Consider the following 19,232-nt stretch of genomic DNA (forward strand, 5'->3'; position numbering starts at 1 on the left):
CCACGTTACACTTCCGGGCCCGCCCGGCGCCCTCCGCGGCCGCGCTTAGGCTGTGAACATGACGAAGAGCACGACGCCGGACGCGGCTGGATCGCGCAGCGGTGCCCGGGCGCGCATCCCCGGGGTCGACGCGGCCCGCGGCCTGGCCCTGCTGGGCATGATGGCCACGCACATCGTCCCGCTGTCCGCCCCGGACTTCGCGGGGACGGGCGCGGGCGGCATCCCGGGGGCGTCGACGGACGGCTCGCTCGAGCCGACGTGGGCCGCGGTCCTCTTCGCCGGCCGGGCGTCGGCCCTCTTCGCCGTGCTCGCGGGCGTCGGCCTCGCGCTCCTGACCGGTGGGGCGGCGGGACGGCGCGGGCCGCGGCTCGCGGCGACGCGCCGGGGCGTGGCCGTGCGCGCGCTCCTCATCGCCGTGCTCGGCTTCGGAACGGGGATGCTGGACACCCACATCGCCGTGATCCTGGTCCACTACGGGCTCCTGTTCCTCCTGGCGATCCCGTTCCTGGGGCTTTCCGCGAGGGCCCTGTCCGCCTGGGCGGCCGGGTGGCTCGTCCTCTCCCCCGTCCTCCTGTTCGTGCTGCTGCCGCTCGTCCGGGCCGCCGTCTCGCCGCCGGATGTCGGCGGCTCGCCCGTGTTCGCCGACCTGCTGCGCCCCGCGACGCTTGCCGCGGACCTGCTCGTGACGGGCTACTACCCCGTGGTGGTGTGGACCGGATTCGTGCTCCTCGGGCTCGCGGTGGGACGCCTGGAGCTCAACCGTCCTCCCGTGGCGCTCGGCCTGCTCGTTGCGGGCGCGGCGGCCGCGCTGGGTGCGCGGGCGGCGTCGGCTGTCCTGACCGCGTCGGCGGCGGCGCAGGAGTCGCTGCGTGGCGCGGCCGGGATCGACGCGGCAGGGCTGCGCCTGGGGCTGGCGACGGGCCAGGGCCTCGGCGGCATCGAGGACAGCCCCTGGTGGTTCGCCGTCGCCGCACCCCACACGGGTTCGCCCCTCGACGTCCTCCACGTCGCGGGAACCGCCGTGGCCGTGCTCGGGGCGTGCCAGCTGGCCTGCCTGGCGCTCTCGGCGCTGCTGGGCGGCGTCGGCGAGGCCCTCCTGTGGCCGCTGACGGGGGCCGGTGCGGCGACGCTGACCCTGTACTCGGCCCACCTCGTGGCCCTGGACGTCTTCAGCGGCGCGACGGCGGCCATGCCCCGCGTCGAGCTGTACGCGTGGTACGCCGTCGTGGCCCTTCTAGCCGGCATCGCGGTCAAGTGGGCCGGGACCCGCGGTCCCCTCGAGGCGGCCGTGCACGCGGCCGCGCGGGCGGCGGCGGGGTCCGGACGGAGCTGAGCGCCCGGCCGTCCGCCCACCGGACAACGTCCGGGCGGCATCGGGCGGCGCGTGGCCAACGGCCGGCATCGGGCGGCGCGTGGCCTCCGGCCGGCTCCGGTTCGCGGGCTACTTCCGGGCGGCGTCGGGCGAGGCGAGGAAGCGCCCGACCGCGCCCTTCATGGTCTGCCGGGCCCGGCCGCGGTCTCCCGCCGCGTCGTAGGCCAGGGCCAGCCGGTGCAGGGAGCGCCAGCTCGTCGGATTCGCCTCGGCCTCCTGCCGGTACTGGACGAAGTCGGCGTCGGCCGCCTCCTGGACGATCCGGCCGGACGGACGGCGGGGCAGGTCGTCGACGGGCAGGAGCCCCTCGGCCTCCAGGATCCGGGCCATGCGCTGCGTCCGGGCACCGAAGAGCACCTCCCGGATGAGGATCCAGACGCCGATGACCGGCAGCACGAGGGCGCCGGCGCCGATGGCCTTGGCGACGGGTTCCTCGGCCTGCAGGAAGCGCACGGCGGACGTGAAGCTGGCCACGAGGTACAGGACGAACAGGGCCAGGATGGCCGCGACCCAGAGGCGGACCCTCATGCCCCGGGTCCGCCGAGGTCCAGGTAGCCGTCGAGGCCGTAGGTGAGCCCCGGGCGGGAGGCCACGGTGCGCAGCCCGAGCAGCACTCCGGGCATGAACGAGGCGCGGTCGAACGAGTCGTGGCGCAGGACCAGCTGCTCCCCGGGCCCGCCGAGGAGGACCTCCTGGTGGGCCACGAGCCCGCTGAGCCGCACGGAGTGCACGTGGACGCCGTCGATGTCGGCCCCGCGGGCGCCGTCGCGTTCCGTCTCGGTCGCGTCGGGGCTCGCGGGCACCCCGGCCTCGGCCCGGGAGCGGGCGATCAGCTCGGCGGTCCTCACGGCGGTGCCGGAGGGGGCGTCGACCTTGTGGGGGTGGTGCAGTTCGATGATCTCGACGGACTCGAAGTAGCGGGCCGCCTGGGCCGCGAAGGCGCTCGCGAGGACGGAGCCGAGCGCGAAGTTCGGGGCGATCAGCACGCCGGTCTCCGGATGGGCGGCCAGCGCCTCCGCGAGCGCGGCGCGGCGGGCCTGCGTCCAGCCGGTCGTGCCGACGACGGCGTGGAGCCCGTGTTCGATGGCGAAGCGGACGTTGGCCTCGGTGCTGTCCGGGACGGTGAGGTCCACGACGTGGCTCGCGCCGGCGTCGAGCACGGCCTGGAGCGGGTCCTTGCGCCCGAGGGCCGCGACGAGCTCGAGGTCGGGGGCGGCCTCGACGGCGCGGACGGCCTCGGCGCCCATCCGGCCGGAGGCACCGAGGACGGCGACGGCGATGCGGGGGGAAGTCATGCCCCCTAGGCTATCGCCGATCCTCGAGCCCCACCCACTCCGTGGCGCCGTCGTCGAAGAACTGCTCCTTCCAGATCGGCGCGCCGTGCTTGACGGCCTCGACGAGGTCGCGGCACGCCTCGAAGGCCTCGGCGCGGTGCGCGGAGGCGGCCGCGGCGACGAGCGCGGCGTCCCCGACGGCCAGTTCGCCGACGCGGTGGGCGGCCCAGAGCCGGGTGCCGGGATGGCGTGCCGCGACGTCGCGGGCGAGGTCCCGCAGGCGCTCGTCGACGTCGGGGTGGGCCGTGTAGCTCAGCTTCAGGACGCCGCGCCCGTGGTCGTGGTTGCGCACCACTCCCCCGAAGACGACGACGGCGCCGCTCGCCTCGGTCTCGACCGCGGCCCAGGCCGTTTCCGTGTCGATCGGCTCCGCGCTGCTTCCGGCGAAGACGACGGTTCCGGGCGCTGGCCCGGTGCCGGTTTCAGTGTCCATGGATGCCCTCCAGTTGATCGCATAGGTGCCCGATGAGCGGGTCGAGGACGGCCAGCGCGTCGGTGACGCCGCGCGGCGATCCGGGGAGGTTGACGATGAACGTCGACCCCGCGGTTCCGGCGAGGCCCCGGCCGAGGGCGGCGTGCGGGGTCTTCTCCCGGCCGGCGGCCCGCACGGCCTCCATGATTCCCGGCACCTCCCGCTCGAGCAGCGGACGGGTCATCTCCGGCGTGGCGTCGTCGGGGCCGACACCCGTGCCGCCGCTCGTGAGGACGACGCGGGGTCCATCGGCCAGGAGCCGGCGCAGGGCCGTCCGGACGGGTTCGCCGTCGGCCACGACGACGGGGTCGGCGACCTCGAAGCCGTGCCCGCGCAGCCACGCGGTGACGATGGGGGCCGTCCGGTCCTCGTAGATCCCGGCGGCGGCGCGTGTGGAGGCGATGAGCACCGCGGCCCGCCGCGGTACCCGGCCCGTCGTGTCCGGCGTCCGCCCGGCCCCGCCGGGCGAGGGCGCGGTTCCCCCGGAGGACGGTGCGGGTCGGGGGGCGCTCATTCCGGGCCCTCCCCCGGCAGTTCCCAGTCGCCGCTCTTGCCGCCGGACTTGGCCAGGACCCTGATCCCGTCGATGACGGCGTGCTTGTCGACGGCCTTGATCATGTCGTAGAGCGTCAGCGCGGCGACGGACGCGGCGGTCAGGGCCTCCATCTCGACCCCCGTGACCCCGCGGGTCTTCACCTCCGCGGTGATGAGGACGGTTCCGTCCGGGCGCGGATCGAGCTCGACCGACGCCTTGGAAAGGGGCAGCGGATGGCACAGCGGCACGAGCTCCGGGGTCTTCTTGGCGGCCATGATCCCGGCGATCCGCGCCGTGGCCAGCGCGTCTCCCTTGGGCAGGGCGCCGTCGGCGATGAGCGCGACGACGTCGGGCCGGGTGCGCAGCACGGCGCGGGCCCGCGCGGTGCGCGAGGAGGACGCCTTGTCCGAGACATCGACCATGTGGGCGCTGCCGTCCGCGCGGACGTGGCTCAGCGCCGGGTCCGGGAGGGGTTCGTTCACGGGTTCTCTCCGATCAGGAGGGTCTGGACGGTCCGGCCGGCGTCGACGCCGCCTGCGTCCGCGGGGACCAGGACGAGGGCGTTCGCCTGGGAGAGCGGGTGGAGCAGATGGGACCCGGGCCCGCCGACCGGTGCCACGCATCCGGCGTCGTAGCGGGCGCGGCGGGCCTGCAGCTTGCCGGACGGCGAACCCGTCAGGGCCTGGGTCAGGACGGCGTCGACGAGGGGCCGGCCGGGGAGGCCGAGGTGGTGCACGAGCGCGGGCCGCAGGAAGAGCTCGAAGCTGAGGTAGGTGCTCACGGGATTGCCGGGGAAGGCCAGGAGCGGGACGGGTTCCCGGCCCGGGAGCCGCAGAAGGCCCGCGCCCTGGGGTCCTCCGGGTTGCAGGGCGACGGAGCCGAAGGCGATCCCGTGGCCGGCCAGGGCCTGCTTGACCACCTCGTAGGCGCCCTGGCTGATGCCGCCGCTCGTGATCACCAGATCGGCCCCGTCCACGGCCCGGGCGAGGTGCCCGGCGAAGGACTCCGGGTCGTCGGCGTGCAGGCCGGCCCCGGCCACGTCCCACCCGGCGGCCTGCAGGGAGGCCGCCAACAGCGTCGTGTTGGCGTCGTGGATCTGCCCCGCGGCCAGGGGGGCCCCGGGGCGGACGACCTCGTCCCCCGTCGACAGCAGCACCGCGCGGGGCCGGCGCAGCACGCGCACCCCGTCCACGCCGAGCGCTGCCAGCAGCCCCAGTCGGGCCGCGCTGAGGTAGGAGCCCGCGGGCAGGGCCTCGGCGCCCTCGCCGATGTCGGATCCGGCGCGGCGGATGAACTGCCCCGCCGGGACATCGGCCGGGAGCAGGACCCTGGCCCCGCCGTCGTCCTCGCGGACCACCGGCGCGGAGGCGGCGGCTCCGGCCCCTCCCGTGCCGGAAGCCGCGGACGGGGCGCGGCGGATCGAGTCGGGAAAGCGGGGCGGGTCGGCGGCCTCGACGGGGACGACGGCGTCCGCGCCACGGGGGACCATGGCGCCGGTCATGATCGGTGCCGTCGTGCCCGGCGCAAGCGGTGGGGCAGCGGCACCGGCGGGGATCGGCGCCGCGACCGGCAGGGCGCGGCCGGAGGCGAGGTCGGCGGTCCGGACGGCGTATCCGTCCATCTGGGAGTTGTCGAAGCCCGGCAGGGCGCGCGGTGCCGCGACCGCGGCGGCCAGGGTGCGTCCCAACGCGTGCCCGAGGGGCACGGTCTCGCTTCCCAGGGACGCCGGCAGCCCGTCCAGCAGCCGTTCGACGGCGGCGCGGTGTTCGGCGGCCGAGCGCCGGAAGGTGGCTTCCATGGCCACCATCCTACGGTCGGGCCCGGCGCCCCGGGACCCGGCGGCGCTCAGCGCCTGAAGACGCGGTTGACCCCGGCCCCCGCGAGGACGAGGACGATGAGGTAGAAGCCGATCAGCAGCAGGGCGATGCCGAGCGCGGCCTCGGGATCGTTGGAGTTCAGGGCGAGTTCGATCTGCAGCGGCAGGGTCCGGGTGCGTCCGGCGACGGACCCGGCGAAGGTGATGGTCGCCCCGTACTCCCCCAGCGAGCGCGCGAACGCGAGCAGCGTGCCCACGATGATGCCGGGGGCGGCAAGCGGCAGGGTGATGTGCGACAGGACCTGGCCGGCCGAGGCCCCCGCGTTCGCCGCCGAGAGCTCCAGGTCGCTGTCCACCGACTCGATGCTGCCGAGCGCGGCGACCACGAAGAACGGGAGCGAGACGAAGACCTGCACCACCACGACGGCCGCCGGGGTGAAGCCCACCGCGAGTCCGGCGGCGTCGAGCCAGGAACCCAGCAGGCCCTGGCGGCCCCAGAAGTAGAGCAGGGCGAGCCCGGAGACCACGGGCGAGAGCACGAGGGGGACCACGAGGATCCCGCGGAACAGCTGCAGCAGCGCGCCGGACAACCGCGAGAGCAGCACGGCGAGCGGGAGCCCGAGCAGGACGCAGAGCACCGTGGAGAGCCCCGCCGTCGTCAGCGAGAGCCGCAGCGCAGTACGGGACGCTGGCCGGGCGAGCAGCTCGGGCAGGCCCGGCCAGTCGGCGGCGAGAAAGAGCGCCACGAGCGGCCCCGAGAGCAGCAGCAGCGAGGCGGCCGCGGGCAGCCAGATCCAGCCGGGCGTCGTGGCCCGGCGCAAGCGTGGCGAGAAGGTGCGGCGTGCGCTCACGGGCGCTCGAAGCCCGCTACCTCGAAGAGCGCGCCCGCGGAGTCGCCGAGCAGCCAGTCGGCGAACGCGGAAGCCTGCTCCGGCGCGTCGTGGGAGACCAGGAGCGGGTAGACGTTGGGCTCGAACTCGAGGTCCAACGCGAGGGCGGTGATGTCTCCCCCGGCCGCCGCGGCGTCCGTGGCGTAGACGAATCCGGCGTCGACCTGGCCTCCCGTCACCTTGGCCAGGACGGCCCGGACGTTGTCCTCCTCCGAGACGGTCCCGAGCTCGAGGCCCTTCTGCTCGAGGTAGGCGTTGGCGGCGCGTCCGCACGGGACGCTCGGGGCGCACAGCGCCACCGCGTCCGCGTCGGCGAGCCCGGCGGCGGAGGTGATGCCCGAGCCGGACGGGACGGCGATGACGAGCCGGTTCAGGGCCGCGTCGTCGAGCCGCCGGTAGTCCTCGGGGCGCTCGAGCGCGTCGATGGCGGGGGTGTCCGCGGTGACGAGGACGTCCGGCACCTCACCGGCATTGGCCTGCTGGACCAGCTGAGCGGAGGACGCGAGGTTGATGACGACCTCGCTGGGGTCGCCGGTCTCCTCGGCGTAGGCCGCGGCCAGCTCGGGCGCGAGGTCCGTCATGGACGCCGGGGCGAAGAAGTCGATGGACGCGGCGGGCGCGGCCGTGCCGCTCCCGTCCGCGCCACCCGTGCCCGCGCCGGGGCCCGAGCAGGCGGAGAGGACAAGTACCGCGGCGGCGAGCACGGCGGCGGCGGAGGTGCGGAGCGATTTCATGGCCTGGCCTCGGTTTCGATGATGACGTTGGTGGACTTGACGACGGCCGTGGCGACGGACCCGGGCACGAGGCCCAGGTCCCGCACGGCCTCGGTGCTCATGAGGGACACGATCCGGAAGGGCCCGCATTGCAGCTCCACCTGGGACATGACGGTGTCGCTGACGACGGAGGTGACGAGGCCGGCGAGCCGGTTCCGGGCCGAGCTCGCGACGCGTGTGCGGTCCTGGGGCGCCGTGGAGCTCGCCCTGATGTGGGCCGCGAGCTCGGCGCCGTCGACCACGGCGCGGCCCGCGGCGTCCAGCGATGAGGACAAGCGGCCCGCGTCGATGAGCCGACGCACAGTATCGTCGCTGACGCCCATAAAGCCCGCGGCCTCGGAGATCCGCAATTGAGTCATGAATCGACCCTATAACACGCAGTTGCGGATCAAAGCGGTTGTTTTCACCGCAATCGCGACGTGACATGGGGAGGGTCGGGGCCGCGTGGCGTGCGACGGGGCCCCGGGCCGCTGCCCGCTGCCCTGCCGATCCCCGGCCCGGTGGACTAGGCTCGATGCATGACGTCGACCCGGCAGGACACCCCGCGGCGCGCCGTGGAAACGGTGGCGCTGGGCCTGCCGACGGTCCGCCCCGGAGCGGGATCGGCCCGGCCCGGCCAGGCCGCCGCGGACGGACCGGGCACCGCGCCACGGGTCGCGCCGGGGCTCGTGGACCGCTTCGGGCGCGTGGCGACCGACCTGCGGATCTCCCTCATCGACAAGTGCAACCTGCGCTGCACGTACTGCATGCCGGCCGACGGCCTGGCCTGGCTGCCCAGGTCCCGCCTCCTGACCGGAGCGGAGGTGCGCCGGCTGGTCCGCATCGGCGTCGAGGACCTCGGCGTCCGCGAGCTGCGGCTGACGGGCGGCGAGCCGCTCGTGCGCGTGGACCTGCCCGACATCATCGCCGCGGTCCGCGGCGACCACCCGGAACTGCCGGTCTCCCTGACCACGAACGGCGTCGGCCTGGCCAAGCGCGCCCGCGAGCTCGCCGCGGCGGGACTGAGCCGCATCAACGTCTCCCTCGACACCCTCCATGCCGGCACGTTCGAGCGCCTGGCCCGCCGCGACCACCTCGACGAGGTGCTGGCGGGCATCGACGCCGCCGCGGACGCCGGCCTGCGCCCGCTGAAGATCAACGCCGTGCTCATGCGCGGCGTCAACGACCACGAGGCCCCGGAGCTGCTCGAGTGGGCCCTCGGGCGCGGCTTCGAGCTGCGCTTCATCGAGCAGATGCCGCTCGACGCCGACCACGGCTGGCGCAAGGACGACATGGTCACGGCCCGTGAGGTGCGCGAGCGGCTGCGGACGCGCTTCCGGATCGAGGCCGACCGCGCCGCACGCGATGGGGCGCCCGCCGAACGCCATCGGGTCTTCCCCCTGGGCGGCGGGGAGCAGCTCGGGACGGTCGGGATCATCGCCTCCGTCACGGAGCCCTTCTGCGCCGATTGCCGCAGGACGCGGATCACCGCCGAGGGGCGGGTCATGAGCTGCCTGTTCTCCCGCGAGGAGACCGACCTCTCGGCGCTGCTGCGCTCGGGAGCCGACGACGCGGAGGTCGCCGACACCTGGCGGGCGGCGATGTGGGGCAAGCCCCGCGCCCACGGCATGGACCACACGGGGCTCGGCGACGAGGACTTCGTCCAGCCGGACCGCTCGATGAGCGCGATCGGGGGCTGAATGCTGATCCGCTACTTCGCCGCGGCGGCGGCCGCCGCTTCGGTGCCCGAGGAGACGGTGCCCCGGGCCGCGATCGAGGACGACGGCGCCACGCTCGGCGCGCTCCTGGCCCACCTCGGGGGCGCCCATCCGGGACCGGCGCCGGGCCCCGGCGAGCCTGCTCGCGACCGCGCGGGGCACGGAAGCGGGCCGGCGGCCCGGAGCGCCGTGGACGCGGCCGGCGCGGGGCAGGGCGCATTGCGCACCGCCTCCGCGCCGCCGTCGTTGTCCCGCGTGCTGTCCCGCTCGAGCTTCCTCGTCAACGGGACGAGCGAGCGCTCCCTGGACCGGGTGCTGGCCGAATCCGACGTCGTGGACGTCCTGCCGCCGTTCGCCGGCGGTTGAGCACTGGGCCGGTTGAGCCCTAGGGCCGGGTGAAGCCGAAGTCCTCCGGTGCGTCGAACGGACCGACGACGGTCACCGTGCGCCGGCGCCCGGCCAGCTCGCGGGCCAGGTCCTGGACGTCCTGCCGCGTCACGGCGCGGATCCGCGCGAGCGACTCGTCGATGTCCTGGAAGACGCCCGTGACGAGCTCGGCGCGGCCGAGCCGCGACATGCGCGAACCCGGGTCCTCGAGCGCGAGGACCATCCCACCGGAGAGCTGGCCGACCGCCTTGCGCAGCTCCTCCTCCGTGATGCCGTCCGCGGCGAGCTGGTCCAGCTCCTGGGCGAGCAGCGCGATGACCTGTCCCGTCTTGGCCGGGGAACAGCCCGCGTACATCCCGAAGTACCCGGCGTCGGAGTACGCCGCCGAGAAGGAGTAGGTCGAGTAGACGAGTCCGCGCTTCTCCCGGATCTCCTGGAACAGGCGCGAGGACATGCCGCCGCCGAGGACGGCGTTGAGCACGCTCATCGTGTGACGGCGGTCGTCGGTCGCGACGATGCCCGGGCAGCCCATGATGATGTTGGCCTGCTCCACGGGGCGGCGGATCACGTCCATCGTGTGCTGTCCCTGGATCTCGGCCGGCTCGGTGGAGCGGCGCGGCGCGGGAATGGCCGCCCCGTCCAGGTCCCAGCCGGCCTCGCGCAGGGCCTCGAGGACGCGTGCGCAGACGGCGTCGTGGTCGAGGGAGCCGGCGGCGGTGATGACGAGCTCGTCCGGCGTGTAGTAGCGCCGGTAGTGGTCGACGACGGCGTCGCGGCCGATCGCGAGGATCACCTCGGGCGTGCCGCCGATGGGCCGGCCGAGCGCGTGCTCGCCGAGCACGGCGGCGACGAACTTCTCGTGCGCGACGTCGGCCGGGTCGTCGCCGTCCATGGCGATCTCCTCGAGGATGACCGAGCGCTCCTGTTCGAGCTCGTCCTCATCGAGGACGGCCGAGGTGACCATGTCGGCGATCACGTCGATCGCCAGGTCGAGGTCCGAGTCGAGGACCCGGGCGAAGTAGCAGGTGTTCTCCTTCGCCGTGGCGGCGTTGGACTCGCCGCCGACCTCGTCGAAGGCGGAGGCGATCTCCAGTGCGGTGCGGCGCCGGGTGCCCTTGAAGAGCAGGTGCTCCAGGAAGTGGGTGGAGCCGTGCTGGCCGGCGGCCTCGTCGCGCGAGCCGACGCCGATCCAGAATCCGATCGTGGCCGAGCGCTGACCGGGCATCGCCTCGGTCAGCACACGGACCCCGCCGGGGAGGACGGAGCGGCGCACGAGCGCGCCTCCGACCTCCCCGTGCAGGATGGTGGGGTCCCCGTCCTCGATGGGGGCGTGGGCGTCCTGTGCGGACGCGCCACGCCACCCGTCGGGGCGGTGGTCCGAGCCGTGCAACGGCAGGGGAACCAGTGCCATGTGGTGGACTGCGCTACTCGGCGGAGTCCTGCGAGCCGGCCTGCTCCTCGGCGACGACCGGGGCGAGCGACAGCTTTCCGCGGTCGTCGACCTTGGTGATCTCCACCTGGAGCTTCTGGCCCACGGAGACGACGTCCTCGACGTCGTCGACGCGCTTGCCGCCCGCGAGCTTGCGCAGCTCGGAGATGTGCAGCAGGCCGTCCTTGCCGGGGGTCAGGGACACGAACGCGCCGAAGGTGGTCAGCTTCACCACGGTGCCGAGGTAGCGCTCACCGACCTCGGGGACCATCGGGTTGGCGATGGCGTTGATCGCGGAGCGGGCGGCCTCGGCGGACTCGCCGTTGGTCGCGCCGATCAGCACGGTGCCGTCGTCCTCGATGGAGATGTCCGCGCCGGTGTCCTCCTGGATCTGGTTGATCATCTTGCCCTTGGGGCCGATGACCTCGCCGATCTTGTCCACGGGGATCTTCACCGAGATGATCCGCGGGGCGAACTCGCTCATCTCGTCCGGGGCGTCGATCGCGGCGTTGATGACGGAGAGGATGTGCAGGCGGGCCTCGCGGGCCTGGGTCAGCGCGGCGGCGAGCACGGAGGCGGGAATGCCGTCGAGCTTGGTGTCGAGCTGGATGGCCGTGACGAACTCGGAGGTTCCGGCGACCTTGAAGTCCATGTCGCCGAACGCGTCCTCGGCGCCCAGGATGTCGGTCAGCGCCGCGTAGCGGGTCTGGCCGTCGACCTGGTCGGAGACGAGGCCCATGGCGATGCCGGCCACCGGTGCGCGCAGCGGCACGCCGGCGTTCAGCAGCGACAGGGTGGAGGCGCAGACGGAGCCCATCGACGTCGAGCCGTTGGACCCGAGTGCCTCGGAGACCTGGCGGATCGCGTACGGGAACTCCTCGCGGCTCGGCAACACGGGCACGATCGCGCGCTCGGCGAGGGCGCCGTGGCCGATCTCACGGCGCTTCGGCGAACCGACGCGGCCGGTCTCGCCGGTGGAGTACGGCGGGAAGTTGTAGTTGTGCATGTAGCGCTTGCGCGTCACGGGCGAGAGCGAGTCGATCTGCTGCTCCATCTTGAGCATGTTGAGCGTGGTGACGCCCATGATCTGGGTCTCGCCGCGCTCGAAGATCGCGGAACCGTGCACGCGGGGCAGGACCTCGACCTCGGCGGTGAGCTGGCGGATGTCCGTCAGCCCGCGGCCGTCGATGCGGACCTGGTCCTTGAGGATGCGCTGGCGCACGACCTGCTTGGTGAGCGAGCCGAAGGCCTTGGCGACCTCGCCGGCGCGCTCGGCGAAGGGCTTGCCCTCGCCCGCGAGCAGCTCGACGACCTCGTCGCGGTACGCGGAGGAGGCGTTGTCGCGCTCCTGCTTGTCGGCGATCGTGAAGATGCCGGTCAGCTTCTCGGTGGCCTCGGCCTCGACGGCGGCGAAGACGTCGTCCTCGTAGTCGCGGAAGACCGGGAACTCGACGCTCGGCTTCGCGGCGCGCGAGGCGAGGTCGGACTGCGCGTCGCACAGGGCCTTGATGAACGGCTTCGCGGCCTCGAGGCCCTCGGCGACGACCTCTTCGGTCGGGGCGGTCGCCCCGCGCTCCTTGATGAGCGTCCAGGCGTTGTCGGTGGCCTCGGCCTCGACCATCATGATCGCGACGTCGTCGCCGGCGATGCGGCCGGCCACGACCATCGAGAAGACGGCGTCCTGGAGCTGCGAGTGCTTCGGGAAGGCGACCCACTGGGCGCCGCTGCCGTCGTCGACGAGCGCCACGCGGACGCCGCCGATCGGGCCCGAGAAGGGCAGGCCGGAGAGCTGCGTGGACATCGAGGAGGCGTTGATCGCCACGACGTCGTAGAGGTCGTCCGGGTTGATGGACAGGATCGTGACGACGACCTGGACCTCGTTGCGCAGGCCCTTGACGAAGGCCGGGCGCAGCGGGCGGTCCATGAGCCGGCACGCGAGGATGGCCTCGGTGGACGGGCGGCCCTCGCGGCGGAAGAAGCTGCCGGGGATGCGCCCGGCGGCGTACATGCGCTCTTCGACGTCGACCGTCAGCGGGAAGAAGTCGAAGCCCTCGCGGGGGTGCTTGCCCGCGGTGGTCGCGGACAGCATCGACGTGTCGTCGTCGATGTAGACCATCGCCGAGCCGGCGGCCTGCTGGGCCAGCCGGCCGGTCTCGAAGCGGATGGTGCGCTTGCCGTGGCGGCCGTTGTCGATGACGGCTTCGGCGAACTTGATTTCGGGACCCTCCATGGAGAGCCACCTCCGTTCTACGTGGCGGAGGCAACCGGCACCCGTTCCGGCCTGGCCGGGATCGGCACCCGGTCTTCGATCGAGGCCCACGGGCCCGGCTGCTGCCGGCTGTCCCGTAGACCACTACCGAGGACCGCGAATGCCCGTGGCGTGGTTGGCTCCTGAGTGTGTTCTTCGTGGGTGGGGCGCGGTCGCCCCGTACCAGACTAGAGGCGGCCCGGCGCGCCGGGGTTCATTCCGGCGCGGGGCCGCCTCCGTGTCCGGTTATCGACGCAGGCCGAGGCGCTCGATGAGCGAGCGGTAGCGTTCGATGTCGGTGTCCTTCAGGTACCCGAGCATGCGGCGGCGGCGACCGACCAGGGCCATGAGGCCGCGGCGCGTGTGGTGGTCGTGCTTGTGCATCTTCAGGTGCTCGGTCAGGTCGAGGATCCGACGCGACATCACGGCGATCTGCACCTCGGGCGAACCGGTGTCGCCCTCGTGGGTTGCGTATTCCTTGATGATCTGCGTCTTCACAGCGGCGTCGAGGGCCACATTAACTCCTAGAGTTGTACCGCGAACAAGTACCGTGCCTTCCGGCACGCGGCGCCGCGCAACCGCGGACTGCAGCGGGCACCATCGACCAGTCTAGCATCCGGGCCGCGGCGGCGGCCGCCCGGGGCCCTCGGCGGACCGATGGGCGGCTACGCGGCCCGGCCCCGCCAGGCGTGCGTGTAGTACGGCAGCAGCAGGGGCTGCCCCGGCGCGTGGCCGAGGTGCTCGTGCAGGTACCACTCGAGGTTCGCCTCGACCTTGGCGCGGACCGCTTCCGAGGCGCGCAGGTAGTAGCTGCGGCTCCGGGCCAGGTCGATGAGCCCCTCCGGGGTGGCCGGGGCCTCCCACCGCGTCTGCAGGGACTCGAGCCCGGCCAGCCCGGGACCCGTCACGGGGACGAAGTCCGGGCGGTGGACGTCGCCCGCGTGCATGATCCGGCTGAGCCGGTGCACCCACGGGACCGTGACGTCGAGCTGGTTCCACACGAGCGCGAGCGTCCCTCCGGGACGCAGCAGCCGCAGGGCCTCGCGCGTGGCGGCGTCCGGTTCCAGCCAGTGCCAGGCCTGGGCGCAGAGCACGACGTCGGTGCTGGCGGAGGGCAGTCCCGTCGCCTCGGCGCGGGCCTCGACGATGCGGACGCCGGGGAGCTTCTCCGCGAGCCGGGCGAGCATGTCGGCCGACGTGTCCACGGCGGTCAACGTCAGTCCGCGGGCCGCGGCCTGGGCCGTGAGGATCCCGGTCCCCGCCCCGAGGTCGACCCCGTCGCGGGCCCCCGGCGGGATCATGAAGTTCACGGCCTGTTCCGGGTAGGCGGGGCGGACGGCGTCGTAACGGGCCCCTCCGGAGGCGAACGCGCCGCCCAGGGTGCGCCGTGCGTCGTCGTCCAGCGCGGGGGCGCGCCGGGGCAGCGGCGGGACGGACGCCCGGCCGCCGCTCGCGGGAAGGCGCCGCTCAGGCTCCGGCCCGGTCACCGGCGAGGATCCCGCGCGCGTGCGCGACGTCGTCGTTCATCTGCTGCACGAGCGCCTCGATCCCCCGGTAGGCCACCATGGGGCGCAGTCGGGCGGTGAACTCGACGACGACCTGCTGGCCGTAGAGGTCGAACTCCTCGACGGGCTCCTCCGGCCGGTCGATGACGTGGGCCTCCACCTGGCGGCTCACGCCCTCGAAGGTCGGGTTCGAGCCGACCGAGATCGCGGCGGGCCAGCGCACGCCGGCCTCGTCCACGAGCCACCCGGCGTAGACCCCGTCGGACGGGATGATGCCCTGGGCGTCGGTGGCGAGGTTGGCGGTCGGGAAGCCGAGCTCGCGGCCGCGCGCGGCGCCGTGGACGACCTCGCCGCGCATCCGGTGCGGGCGGCCCAGGATGGCATTGGCCGTCGACACGTCGCCGTTGAGCAGCGCCTCGCGGATCCACGTCGAGGACCAGCGGCGCTCGCCGCCGACGTCGTCGACGCCGACGACCTCGAAGCCGTGGCGCTCCCCGAGCCGGACCATGGTCTCGAAGTCCCCCTTGTTGTCCCGGCCGAAGCGCACGTCGTGGCCGACAACGACGCCCTTGGCGCCGAGGCGGTCCACGATGACGTCCTTGACGAACTCCTCGGCCGTGGCGCGCGCGAACTCCAGGGTGTAGTGGACCATGAGCAGGGCGTCGATCCCCGTCGCCTCGAGCGCGTCGATCCGGTCCGGCAGGCCCATGATGAGCTCGGGGGCCGCCTCTGGGCGGTGCACATGGGCCGGGTGCGGGTCGAAGCTGATGGCGACGGCCTCCGCACCGAGCGAGGCGCCCATCGCGACGAGCGTGTCCAGGACCTTGCGGTGGCCGCGGTGGACGCCGTCGAAGTTGCCGATCGTGGCGACGGTGGGGCCGGTGCCAGGTGGCACGGCCTCGAGGCCTCTCCAGTAGTGCACTGTGCTCCTTCGTGTCTCCGCGCCCGTTCGGCGGGCGGCTCGGCGCCGACGCCCGTTCCATTATGTCCGAAGTGGCGCCGGCGCCCCATTCGGCGCGAGCGCGACGTCATCCCGGGCGCCCGTGGCCGTCCCTGCAGCGGGGCCGGCGGGGACCCCGGTCCGGGCGCCGCGTGCGGCCGGTCTCGGTCCCGTCACGGTTCGGCCCCGCCCTGCCGCGCCCGCGGCGGCGTCGTTACCATGGGAGAACGGCCACGAGCCTCCCGCATCCGGCGGGTCGATGCCCGCCCCGTCCCGTCAGGGGGGACCATGAGCGCAGCCCCACCGCAGGCGCAGCGCCGCCTGGCATGGCATGCGCTCGACGCGCAGGCCGTCGCCCGCGCCGTGGACGGCCCGGCCGACGGGCTCACGGAGGTCCGGGCCCGCGAGCGGCTCGCCCTCTACGGCCCCAACGAGTTGGCCGCCGCCGGCCCGCGGCCGCCGTGGCAGGTCCTGGCCCGCCAGTTCGCCTCGCCCCTGATCCTGCTGCTCGTCGTGGCCGCCGCCGTCACCGCGGTGCAGCGTCACTGGATCGACGTCGCGGCGATCAGCCTCGTCGTCGCCCTGAACGCGGCGATCGGCTATTGGCAGGAGCGCAAGGCGGAGAAGGACGTGCGCGCCCTGGCCTCGCTCGCCGTGCCGACCGCCCGCGTCCTGCGCTCCGGGACGGCCTCGCTCCTGCCCTCGGCGCGGCTCGTGCCCGGGGACCTCGTGCTGCTCGAGTCCGGCGACAAGGTGCCGGCCGACCTGCGCCTCGTCGAGGGCAACGGGCTGCGCGTCGACGAATCGATGCTCACGGGGGAATCCGAGGCCGTGGACAAGGACGCCGCAGCGGTCGGAGCGGACGCGTCCCTGGGCGAGCGGCGCTGCATGGCCTACACGGGGACGCTCGTGGTCTCCGGCCGGGCCCGCGGCGTCGTCGTCGCCACGGGGACCGCGACCGAGCTCGGGGCCATCAGCGGGCTCGTGTCCTCGGTCGTGGACAAGACGCCACTGCAGATCCTGACCGCCACGCTCGAGCGCCGGATCGGCTGGGTCGTCTCCCTCGCCGCCGCCCTCGTCTTCGCGGCGGGCCTGCTGCAGGGCAAGGGCGCCGCCGAGATGTTCCGTACCGCCGTGGCCCTGGCGGTCTCCGCGATCCCGGAGTCCCTGCCCGTGGGCCTGACGATCGCGCTCAGCATCGGCGTCTCCCGCATGGCCCGGCACCGGGCGATCGTCCGCTCGCTGCCGGCCGTGGAGACCCTCGGCTCGACCGACGTCATCGGCTCGGACAAGACGGGCACGCTGACGGTGAACCGGATGACGGTCGAGCGCCTCTGGACCCCGGAGGGCGTGTGGGACGCCACGCGGCCCGAGGACCCCGGAGGGCCTCCCCGGGTGGCCCGCCTCGCGCTGCGCGCCGGCGCGCTGAGCAACGAGGCGCTCCCGGATCCCACGGACCCGGGCGGATTCCTCGGGGATCCCGTGGACGCCGCGATGGCGCGCATCGCCGTCGTCTCCGGGGCCGCCTCCCCCGCCGAGCGCGCCGCCGCTCCCCTGCACCACGTGCCCTACGAGCCCCGGCTGCGCCTGTGCCGCACCGTGCGGGACGACGGCGCCGGGGGCCGCATCGCCTACGCCAAGGGCGCCCCGGATGCGATCGCCGCGCTGTGCGGCGCCATGGAGGGCCCGGACGGCCCGCTGCCGCTGGACCCGGAGCTCATCGACGCGGCCAACGAGCAGTTCGCCCGCGACGGGCTGCGCGTCATCGCCACGGCGCACGGGGTGCTGCGGGACGGCGAACCCGTCGACGGGCCTCCGGCCGGCGGCATGGTCTTCCTGGGCCTCGAGGCCATGGCCGACCCGCCGCGCGAGGGCGTGGCCGAGGCCGTGGCGGCCTGCCGGGACGCCGGAATCCGCGTCGCCATGATCACGGGCGACCAGCCGGCCACCGCGGCAGCGATCGGTCGCCGCCTCGGGATCGAGCCCGGGGACTCCCCCGTCACGGGCGCGGAGATGGCGGCGCTCGACGACGAGGCCCTGGCCCTGCGGCTGCGGCACACCTCGATCGCCGCCCGCGTGTCCCCGGAGGACAAGCTGCGCATCGTCCAGGTCCTCCAGGCCGAGGGCCACACGGTGGCCGTGACCGGGGACGGCGTCAACGACGCCCCGGCGCTGCGGGCCGCGTCGATCGGCGTGGCGATGGGCCGCGGCGGCACCGACGTCGCGCGGGAGGCCGCCGACGTCGTCCTCACCGACGACGACTTCGTGACGATCGTGGAGGCCGTGCGGCAGGGGCGCGTGACGTTCTCGGCGATCCGGAAGGTGACGTTCTTCCTGCTCGCCTCCGCCGTCGCCTCGCTCCTGGCCGTCTCCGTCAACGTCTTCACTGACCACCCGCTGATCTTCCTGCCGGTGCAGATCCTCTGGATCAACCTCGTCACGAACGGCATCCAGGACATCGCGCTCGCGTTCGAACCCGAGGAGGGCAACCAGCTCGAGCGCGCGCCCCGGCCGCCGACGGAGGGCCTGCTGACCGGCGTCCTGTGGTGGCGGACCATCCTCACGGGGGCGTTCATGGCGACGGCCGTCCTGCTGATGTTCGGCTGGGCCGTCGAGCACCACGAGCTGCCGCACGCGCGCACGCTCGCCCTGACCCTGTTCGCGGTGCTGCACTTCTTCGTCGCGATGACGGCGCGCAGCGAGCGGTTGGGGTTCCACCAGGTGCCCTTCTTCGGCAACCCGTGGCTCCTCGCGGCGGCAGCGGCCTCCCTCGGCCTGCATGCGGGCGTCATGAACTGGACCCCCATCGCCACGGCGATGGGCATGACGGCCCTCTCGCCCGGCGAGTGGCTCGTGTGCCTGGGGCTCGGCTCGACGGTGTTCGTCGTCGTGGAGATCGAGAAGGCCCTCCGGCGGAGGGTCCCCGGGGCTCAGGGACGGTGGCGGAACAGCCACCACAGGCCCACGAGCGGCAGGACGAGCGGCACGTAGCCGTAGCCCTGTCCGAAGTGGGACCACACGGCCGGGTGGGAGAAGTGCTCGGGCAGCGCGTAGCTGAGCGCGCCGACGACGAGGACGCCGACGAGCTCGACGAGCACGGCGACGAGAGACAGGCGCCAGCTGCCCGGGCGCCGCGAGGCGAGGGCCAGGGTCGCGACAACGTAGACGACGGCGGCGAGGGCGCTGAGCGAGTAGGCGAGCGGCGCCTCCTCGAACTTCGTGGCGATCTGGTAGCCGGCGCGCGCGGTGGAGGAGAGCGCGAAGACCCCGTAGACGGCGATGATGATGCGGCCCAGGCCGCTCTGGCGCCGGCCCTGGGTGGCCGGGCTGCCGGCGGCGGCCGGCGGCGTGTTGCTCATGCGGGGAGTACTCCGTCCCATATCTGTTCCATTCTGAAGAGCATGACGAAGACCGTGGCTCCGGCCGCGGCGAGGACCACGTTGGACCACCGCGTCTTGTCGCTCACGGCCCACCAGAAGGCGATCACGGGGATGAGCAGCGCCGTGGCGATGTAGCCCCAGAACTCCCACGCCTCCCCGGCGATGGCCTCTCCCCCCGCCTGGCGGACGGCGGCGGCGACCGCGTAGACCACGAGGAACAGCTCGACGAGGCCGAGGGAGACGATCGCGTAGTCGTCCGGGTGGTCCCGGATGACGGCGGCGACGATTCCGAGGACCACGGTGAGCGCGCACACGATGGTGCCGGCGATGAAGAATCCGTCGACGATCACGGCGGGCCGTGCCCCTTTCCTGTGCCCGCGGGTTTCCTCCCGCGGCCTGTTGTGGTGGCCGCCGCGCAGCGGACGGCCCCAGAGCGGCGTGTACCGTTCCCGGG

At 73.9% G+C, this 19,232-nt stretch carries 20 protein-coding genes; 4 read left to right on the forward strand and 16 right to left on the reverse strand.

Features of this window, described 5'->3' with window-relative positions:
* The first annotated feature begins 58 nt into the window (after positions 1-58).
* Positions 59-1,333 (forward strand): heparan-alpha-glucosaminide N-acetyltransferase domain-containing protein, encoded by a 1,275-nt coding sequence (locus tag ACQ3I4_RS12210; RefSeq protein WP_329862642.1) that lies wholly within the window; start codon positions 59-61, stop codon positions 1,331-1,333.
* A 108-nt stretch (positions 1,334-1,441) separates the two neighbouring features.
* Here the strand turns inward: ACQ3I4_RS12210 and ACQ3I4_RS12215 are convergent, their stop codons facing one another.
* The 9 genes from ACQ3I4_RS12215 to ACQ3I4_RS12255 are packed head-to-tail and all read right to left on the reverse strand — an operon-like array spanning position 1,442 to position 7,551.
* Positions 1,442-1,900: a hypothetical protein gene (locus tag ACQ3I4_RS12215; RefSeq protein ID WP_329862640.1), complete on the reverse strand. Its 459-nt coding sequence runs from the start codon at positions 1,898-1,900 to the stop codon at positions 1,442-1,444.
* On the reverse strand, positions 1,897-2,667 hold the full coding sequence (gene dapB, locus ACQ3I4_RS12220) for a 4-hydroxy-tetrahydrodipicolinate reductase (RefSeq protein ID WP_329862638.1): 771 nt from the start codon (positions 2,665-2,667) through the stop codon (positions 1,897-1,899). The genes ACQ3I4_RS12215 and dapB overlap by 4 nt, the downstream gene beginning before the upstream one ends.
* Before the next feature lie 10 nt (positions 2,668-2,677).
* Complete coding sequence (locus tag ACQ3I4_RS12225; protein ID WP_329862636.1) at positions 2,678-3,139, reverse strand: molybdenum cofactor biosynthesis protein MoaE; 462 nt, start codon at positions 3,137-3,139, stop codon at positions 2,678-2,680.
* A complete protein-coding gene (locus ACQ3I4_RS12230) occupies positions 3,129-3,692 on the reverse strand; it encodes a MogA/MoaB family molybdenum cofactor biosynthesis protein (RefSeq protein WP_329862634.1) in 564 nt (187 codons plus the stop codon). The genes ACQ3I4_RS12225 and ACQ3I4_RS12230 overlap by 11 nt, the downstream gene beginning before the upstream one ends.
* Positions 3,689-4,195 (reverse strand): cyclic pyranopterin monophosphate synthase MoaC, encoded by a 507-nt coding sequence (moaC, locus tag ACQ3I4_RS12235; protein WP_329862632.1) that lies wholly within the window; start codon positions 4,193-4,195, stop codon positions 3,689-3,691. Before moaC ends, ACQ3I4_RS12230 begins: the two co-directional genes overlap by 4 nt.
* Entirely contained in the window at positions 4,192-5,511 is a 1,320-nt protein-coding gene (locus ACQ3I4_RS12240; RefSeq protein WP_430633609.1) for a molybdopterin molybdotransferase MoeA, read from the reverse strand. The genes moaC and ACQ3I4_RS12240 overlap by 4 nt, the downstream gene beginning before the upstream one ends.
* 47 nt (positions 5,512-5,558) lie before the next feature.
* Positions 5,559-6,380, reverse strand: coding sequence for an ABC transporter permease (locus ACQ3I4_RS12245; protein WP_329862628.1), 822 nt, complete (start codon positions 6,378-6,380; stop codon positions 5,559-5,561).
* Entirely contained in the window at positions 6,377-7,153 is a 777-nt protein-coding gene (modA, locus tag ACQ3I4_RS12250) for a molybdate ABC transporter substrate-binding protein (RefSeq protein ID WP_430633610.1), read from the reverse strand. Before modA ends, ACQ3I4_RS12245 begins: the two co-directional genes overlap by 4 nt.
* Complete coding sequence (locus tag ACQ3I4_RS12255; protein ID WP_329862624.1) at positions 7,150-7,551, reverse strand: TOBE domain-containing protein; 402 nt, start codon at positions 7,549-7,551, stop codon at positions 7,150-7,152. Before ACQ3I4_RS12255 ends, modA begins: the two co-directional genes overlap by 4 nt.
* A gap of 159 nt (positions 7,552-7,710) precedes the next feature.
* Here ACQ3I4_RS12255 and moaA point away from each other — a divergent pair, with 159 nt between their 5' ends.
* A complete protein-coding gene (gene moaA / locus ACQ3I4_RS12260; RefSeq protein WP_430633611.1) occupies positions 7,711-8,871 on the forward strand; it encodes a GTP 3',8-cyclase MoaA in 1,161 nt (386 codons plus the stop codon).
* The gene (locus tag ACQ3I4_RS12265) at positions 8,872-9,255 is read left to right on the forward strand and encodes a MoaD/ThiS family protein (protein ID WP_329862620.1); all 384 of its coding nucleotides are present in this window, start codon (positions 8,872-8,874) and stop codon (positions 9,253-9,255) included.
* Positions 9,256-9,274: 19 nt separating this feature from the next.
* On the opposite strand, the gene ACQ3I4_RS12270 is transcribed toward ACQ3I4_RS12265, so the two are convergent.
* From ACQ3I4_RS12270 to ACQ3I4_RS12290, 5 genes are all read right to left on the reverse strand, one after another.
* Positions 9,275-10,687 (reverse strand): M16 family metallopeptidase, encoded by a 1,413-nt coding sequence (locus ACQ3I4_RS12270; protein ID WP_430633612.1) that lies wholly within the window; start codon positions 10,685-10,687, stop codon positions 9,275-9,277.
* A 13-nt stretch (positions 10,688-10,700) separates the two neighbouring features.
* Positions 10,701-12,935: a polyribonucleotide nucleotidyltransferase gene (locus ACQ3I4_RS12275; protein WP_329862616.1), complete on the reverse strand. Its 2,235-nt coding sequence runs from the start codon at positions 12,933-12,935 to the stop codon at positions 10,701-10,703.
* A gap of 264 nt (positions 12,936-13,199) precedes the next feature.
* Positions 13,200-13,469, reverse strand: a complete 270-nt coding sequence (rpsO, locus tag ACQ3I4_RS12280; RefSeq protein WP_329862614.1) for a 30S ribosomal protein S15 — start codon at positions 13,467-13,469, stop codon at positions 13,200-13,202.
* A 149-nt stretch (positions 13,470-13,618) separates the two neighbouring features.
* A complete protein-coding gene (locus tag ACQ3I4_RS12285) occupies positions 13,619-14,377 on the reverse strand; it encodes a class I SAM-dependent methyltransferase (RefSeq protein ID WP_430633618.1) in 759 nt (252 codons plus the stop codon).
* Positions 14,378-14,420: 43 nt separating this feature from the next.
* A complete protein-coding gene (locus tag ACQ3I4_RS12290; RefSeq protein ID WP_329862610.1) occupies positions 14,421-15,380 on the reverse strand; it encodes a bifunctional riboflavin kinase/FAD synthetase in 960 nt (319 codons plus the stop codon).
* 306 nt (positions 15,381-15,686) lie between these two features.
* On the opposite strand from ACQ3I4_RS12290, the gene ACQ3I4_RS12295 reads away from it, so the two are divergent.
* Positions 15,687-18,389: a cation-translocating P-type ATPase gene (locus tag ACQ3I4_RS12295; RefSeq protein WP_329862608.1), complete on the forward strand. Its 2,703-nt coding sequence runs from the start codon at positions 15,687-15,689 to the stop codon at positions 18,387-18,389.
* Here ACQ3I4_RS12295 and ACQ3I4_RS12300 read toward each other — a convergent pair.
* Both ACQ3I4_RS12300 and ACQ3I4_RS12305 read right to left on the reverse strand, forming a co-directional pair.
* On the reverse strand, positions 18,329-18,757 hold the full coding sequence (locus ACQ3I4_RS12300; RefSeq protein WP_329862607.1) for a hypothetical protein: 429 nt from the start codon (positions 18,755-18,757) through the stop codon (positions 18,329-18,331). The two genes, ACQ3I4_RS12295 and ACQ3I4_RS12300, sit on opposite strands and share 61 nt — an antisense overlap.
* On the reverse strand, positions 18,754-19,232 hold a 479-nt coding region (locus ACQ3I4_RS12305; protein WP_430633613.1), incomplete at its 5' end, for a hypothetical protein. The genes ACQ3I4_RS12305 and ACQ3I4_RS12300, both read right to left, overlap by 4 nt.

It is taken from the genome of Zafaria sp. Z1313 (assembly GCF_050563205.1).
Taxonomy (GTDB): domain Bacteria; phylum Actinomycetota; class Actinomycetes; order Actinomycetales; family Micrococcaceae; genus JAZDCJ01.

What these genes read in the sequence shown, in the direction of transcription:
- modA (WP_430633610.1), bottom strand. Translation starts at nt 7,153, where the DNA reads ATGAAATCGCTCCGCACCTCCGCCGCCGCCGTGCTCGCCGCCGCGGTA.
- ACQ3I4_RS12270 (WP_430633612.1), bottom strand. Translation starts at nt 10,687, where the DNA reads ATGGCACTGGTTCCCCTGCCGTTGCACGGCTCGGACCACCGCCCCGAC.
- ACQ3I4_RS12265 (WP_329862620.1), top strand. Translation starts at nt 8,872, where the DNA reads ATGCTGATCCGCTACTTCGCCGCGGCGGCGGCCGCCGCTTCGGTGCCC.
- ACQ3I4_RS12225 (WP_329862636.1), bottom strand. Translation starts at nt 3,139, where the DNA reads ATGGACACTGAAACCGGCACCGGGCCAGCGCCCGGAACCGTCGTCTTC.
- ACQ3I4_RS12240 (WP_430633609.1), bottom strand. Translation starts at nt 5,511, where the DNA reads ATGGAAGCCACCTTCCGGCGCTCGGCCGCCGAACACCGCGCCGCCGTC.
- ACQ3I4_RS12215 (WP_329862640.1), bottom strand. Translation starts at nt 1,900, where the DNA reads ATGAGGGTCCGCCTCTGGGTCGCGGCCATCCTGGCCCTGTTCGTCCTG.
- ACQ3I4_RS12275 (WP_329862616.1), bottom strand. Translation starts at nt 12,935, where the DNA reads ATGGAGGGTCCCGAAATCAAGTTCGCCGAAGCCGTCATCGACAACGGC.
- dapB (WP_329862638.1), bottom strand. Translation starts at nt 2,667, where the DNA reads ATGACTTCCCCCCGCATCGCCGTCGCCGTCCTCGGTGCCTCCGGCCGG.
- ACQ3I4_RS12210 (WP_329862642.1), top strand. Translation starts at nt 59, where the DNA reads ATGACGAAGAGCACGACGCCGGACGCGGCTGGATCGCGCAGCGGTGCC.
- ACQ3I4_RS12295 (WP_329862608.1), top strand. Translation starts at nt 15,687, where the DNA reads ATGAGCGCAGCCCCACCGCAGGCGCAGCGCCGCCTGGCATGGCATGCG.
- ACQ3I4_RS12255 (WP_329862624.1), bottom strand. Translation starts at nt 7,551, where the DNA reads ATGACTCAATTGCGGATCTCCGAGGCCGCGGGCTTTATGGGCGTCAGC.
- moaA (WP_430633611.1), top strand. Translation starts at nt 7,711, where the DNA reads ATGACGTCGACCCGGCAGGACACCCCGCGGCGCGCCGTGGAAACGGTG.
- ACQ3I4_RS12230 (WP_329862634.1), bottom strand. Translation starts at nt 3,692, where the DNA reads ATGAGCGCCCCCCGACCCGCACCGTCCTCCGGGGGAACCGCGCCCTCG.
- ACQ3I4_RS12300 (WP_329862607.1), bottom strand. Translation starts at nt 18,757, where the DNA reads ATGAGCAACACGCCGCCGGCCGCCGCCGGCAGCCCGGCCACCCAGGGC.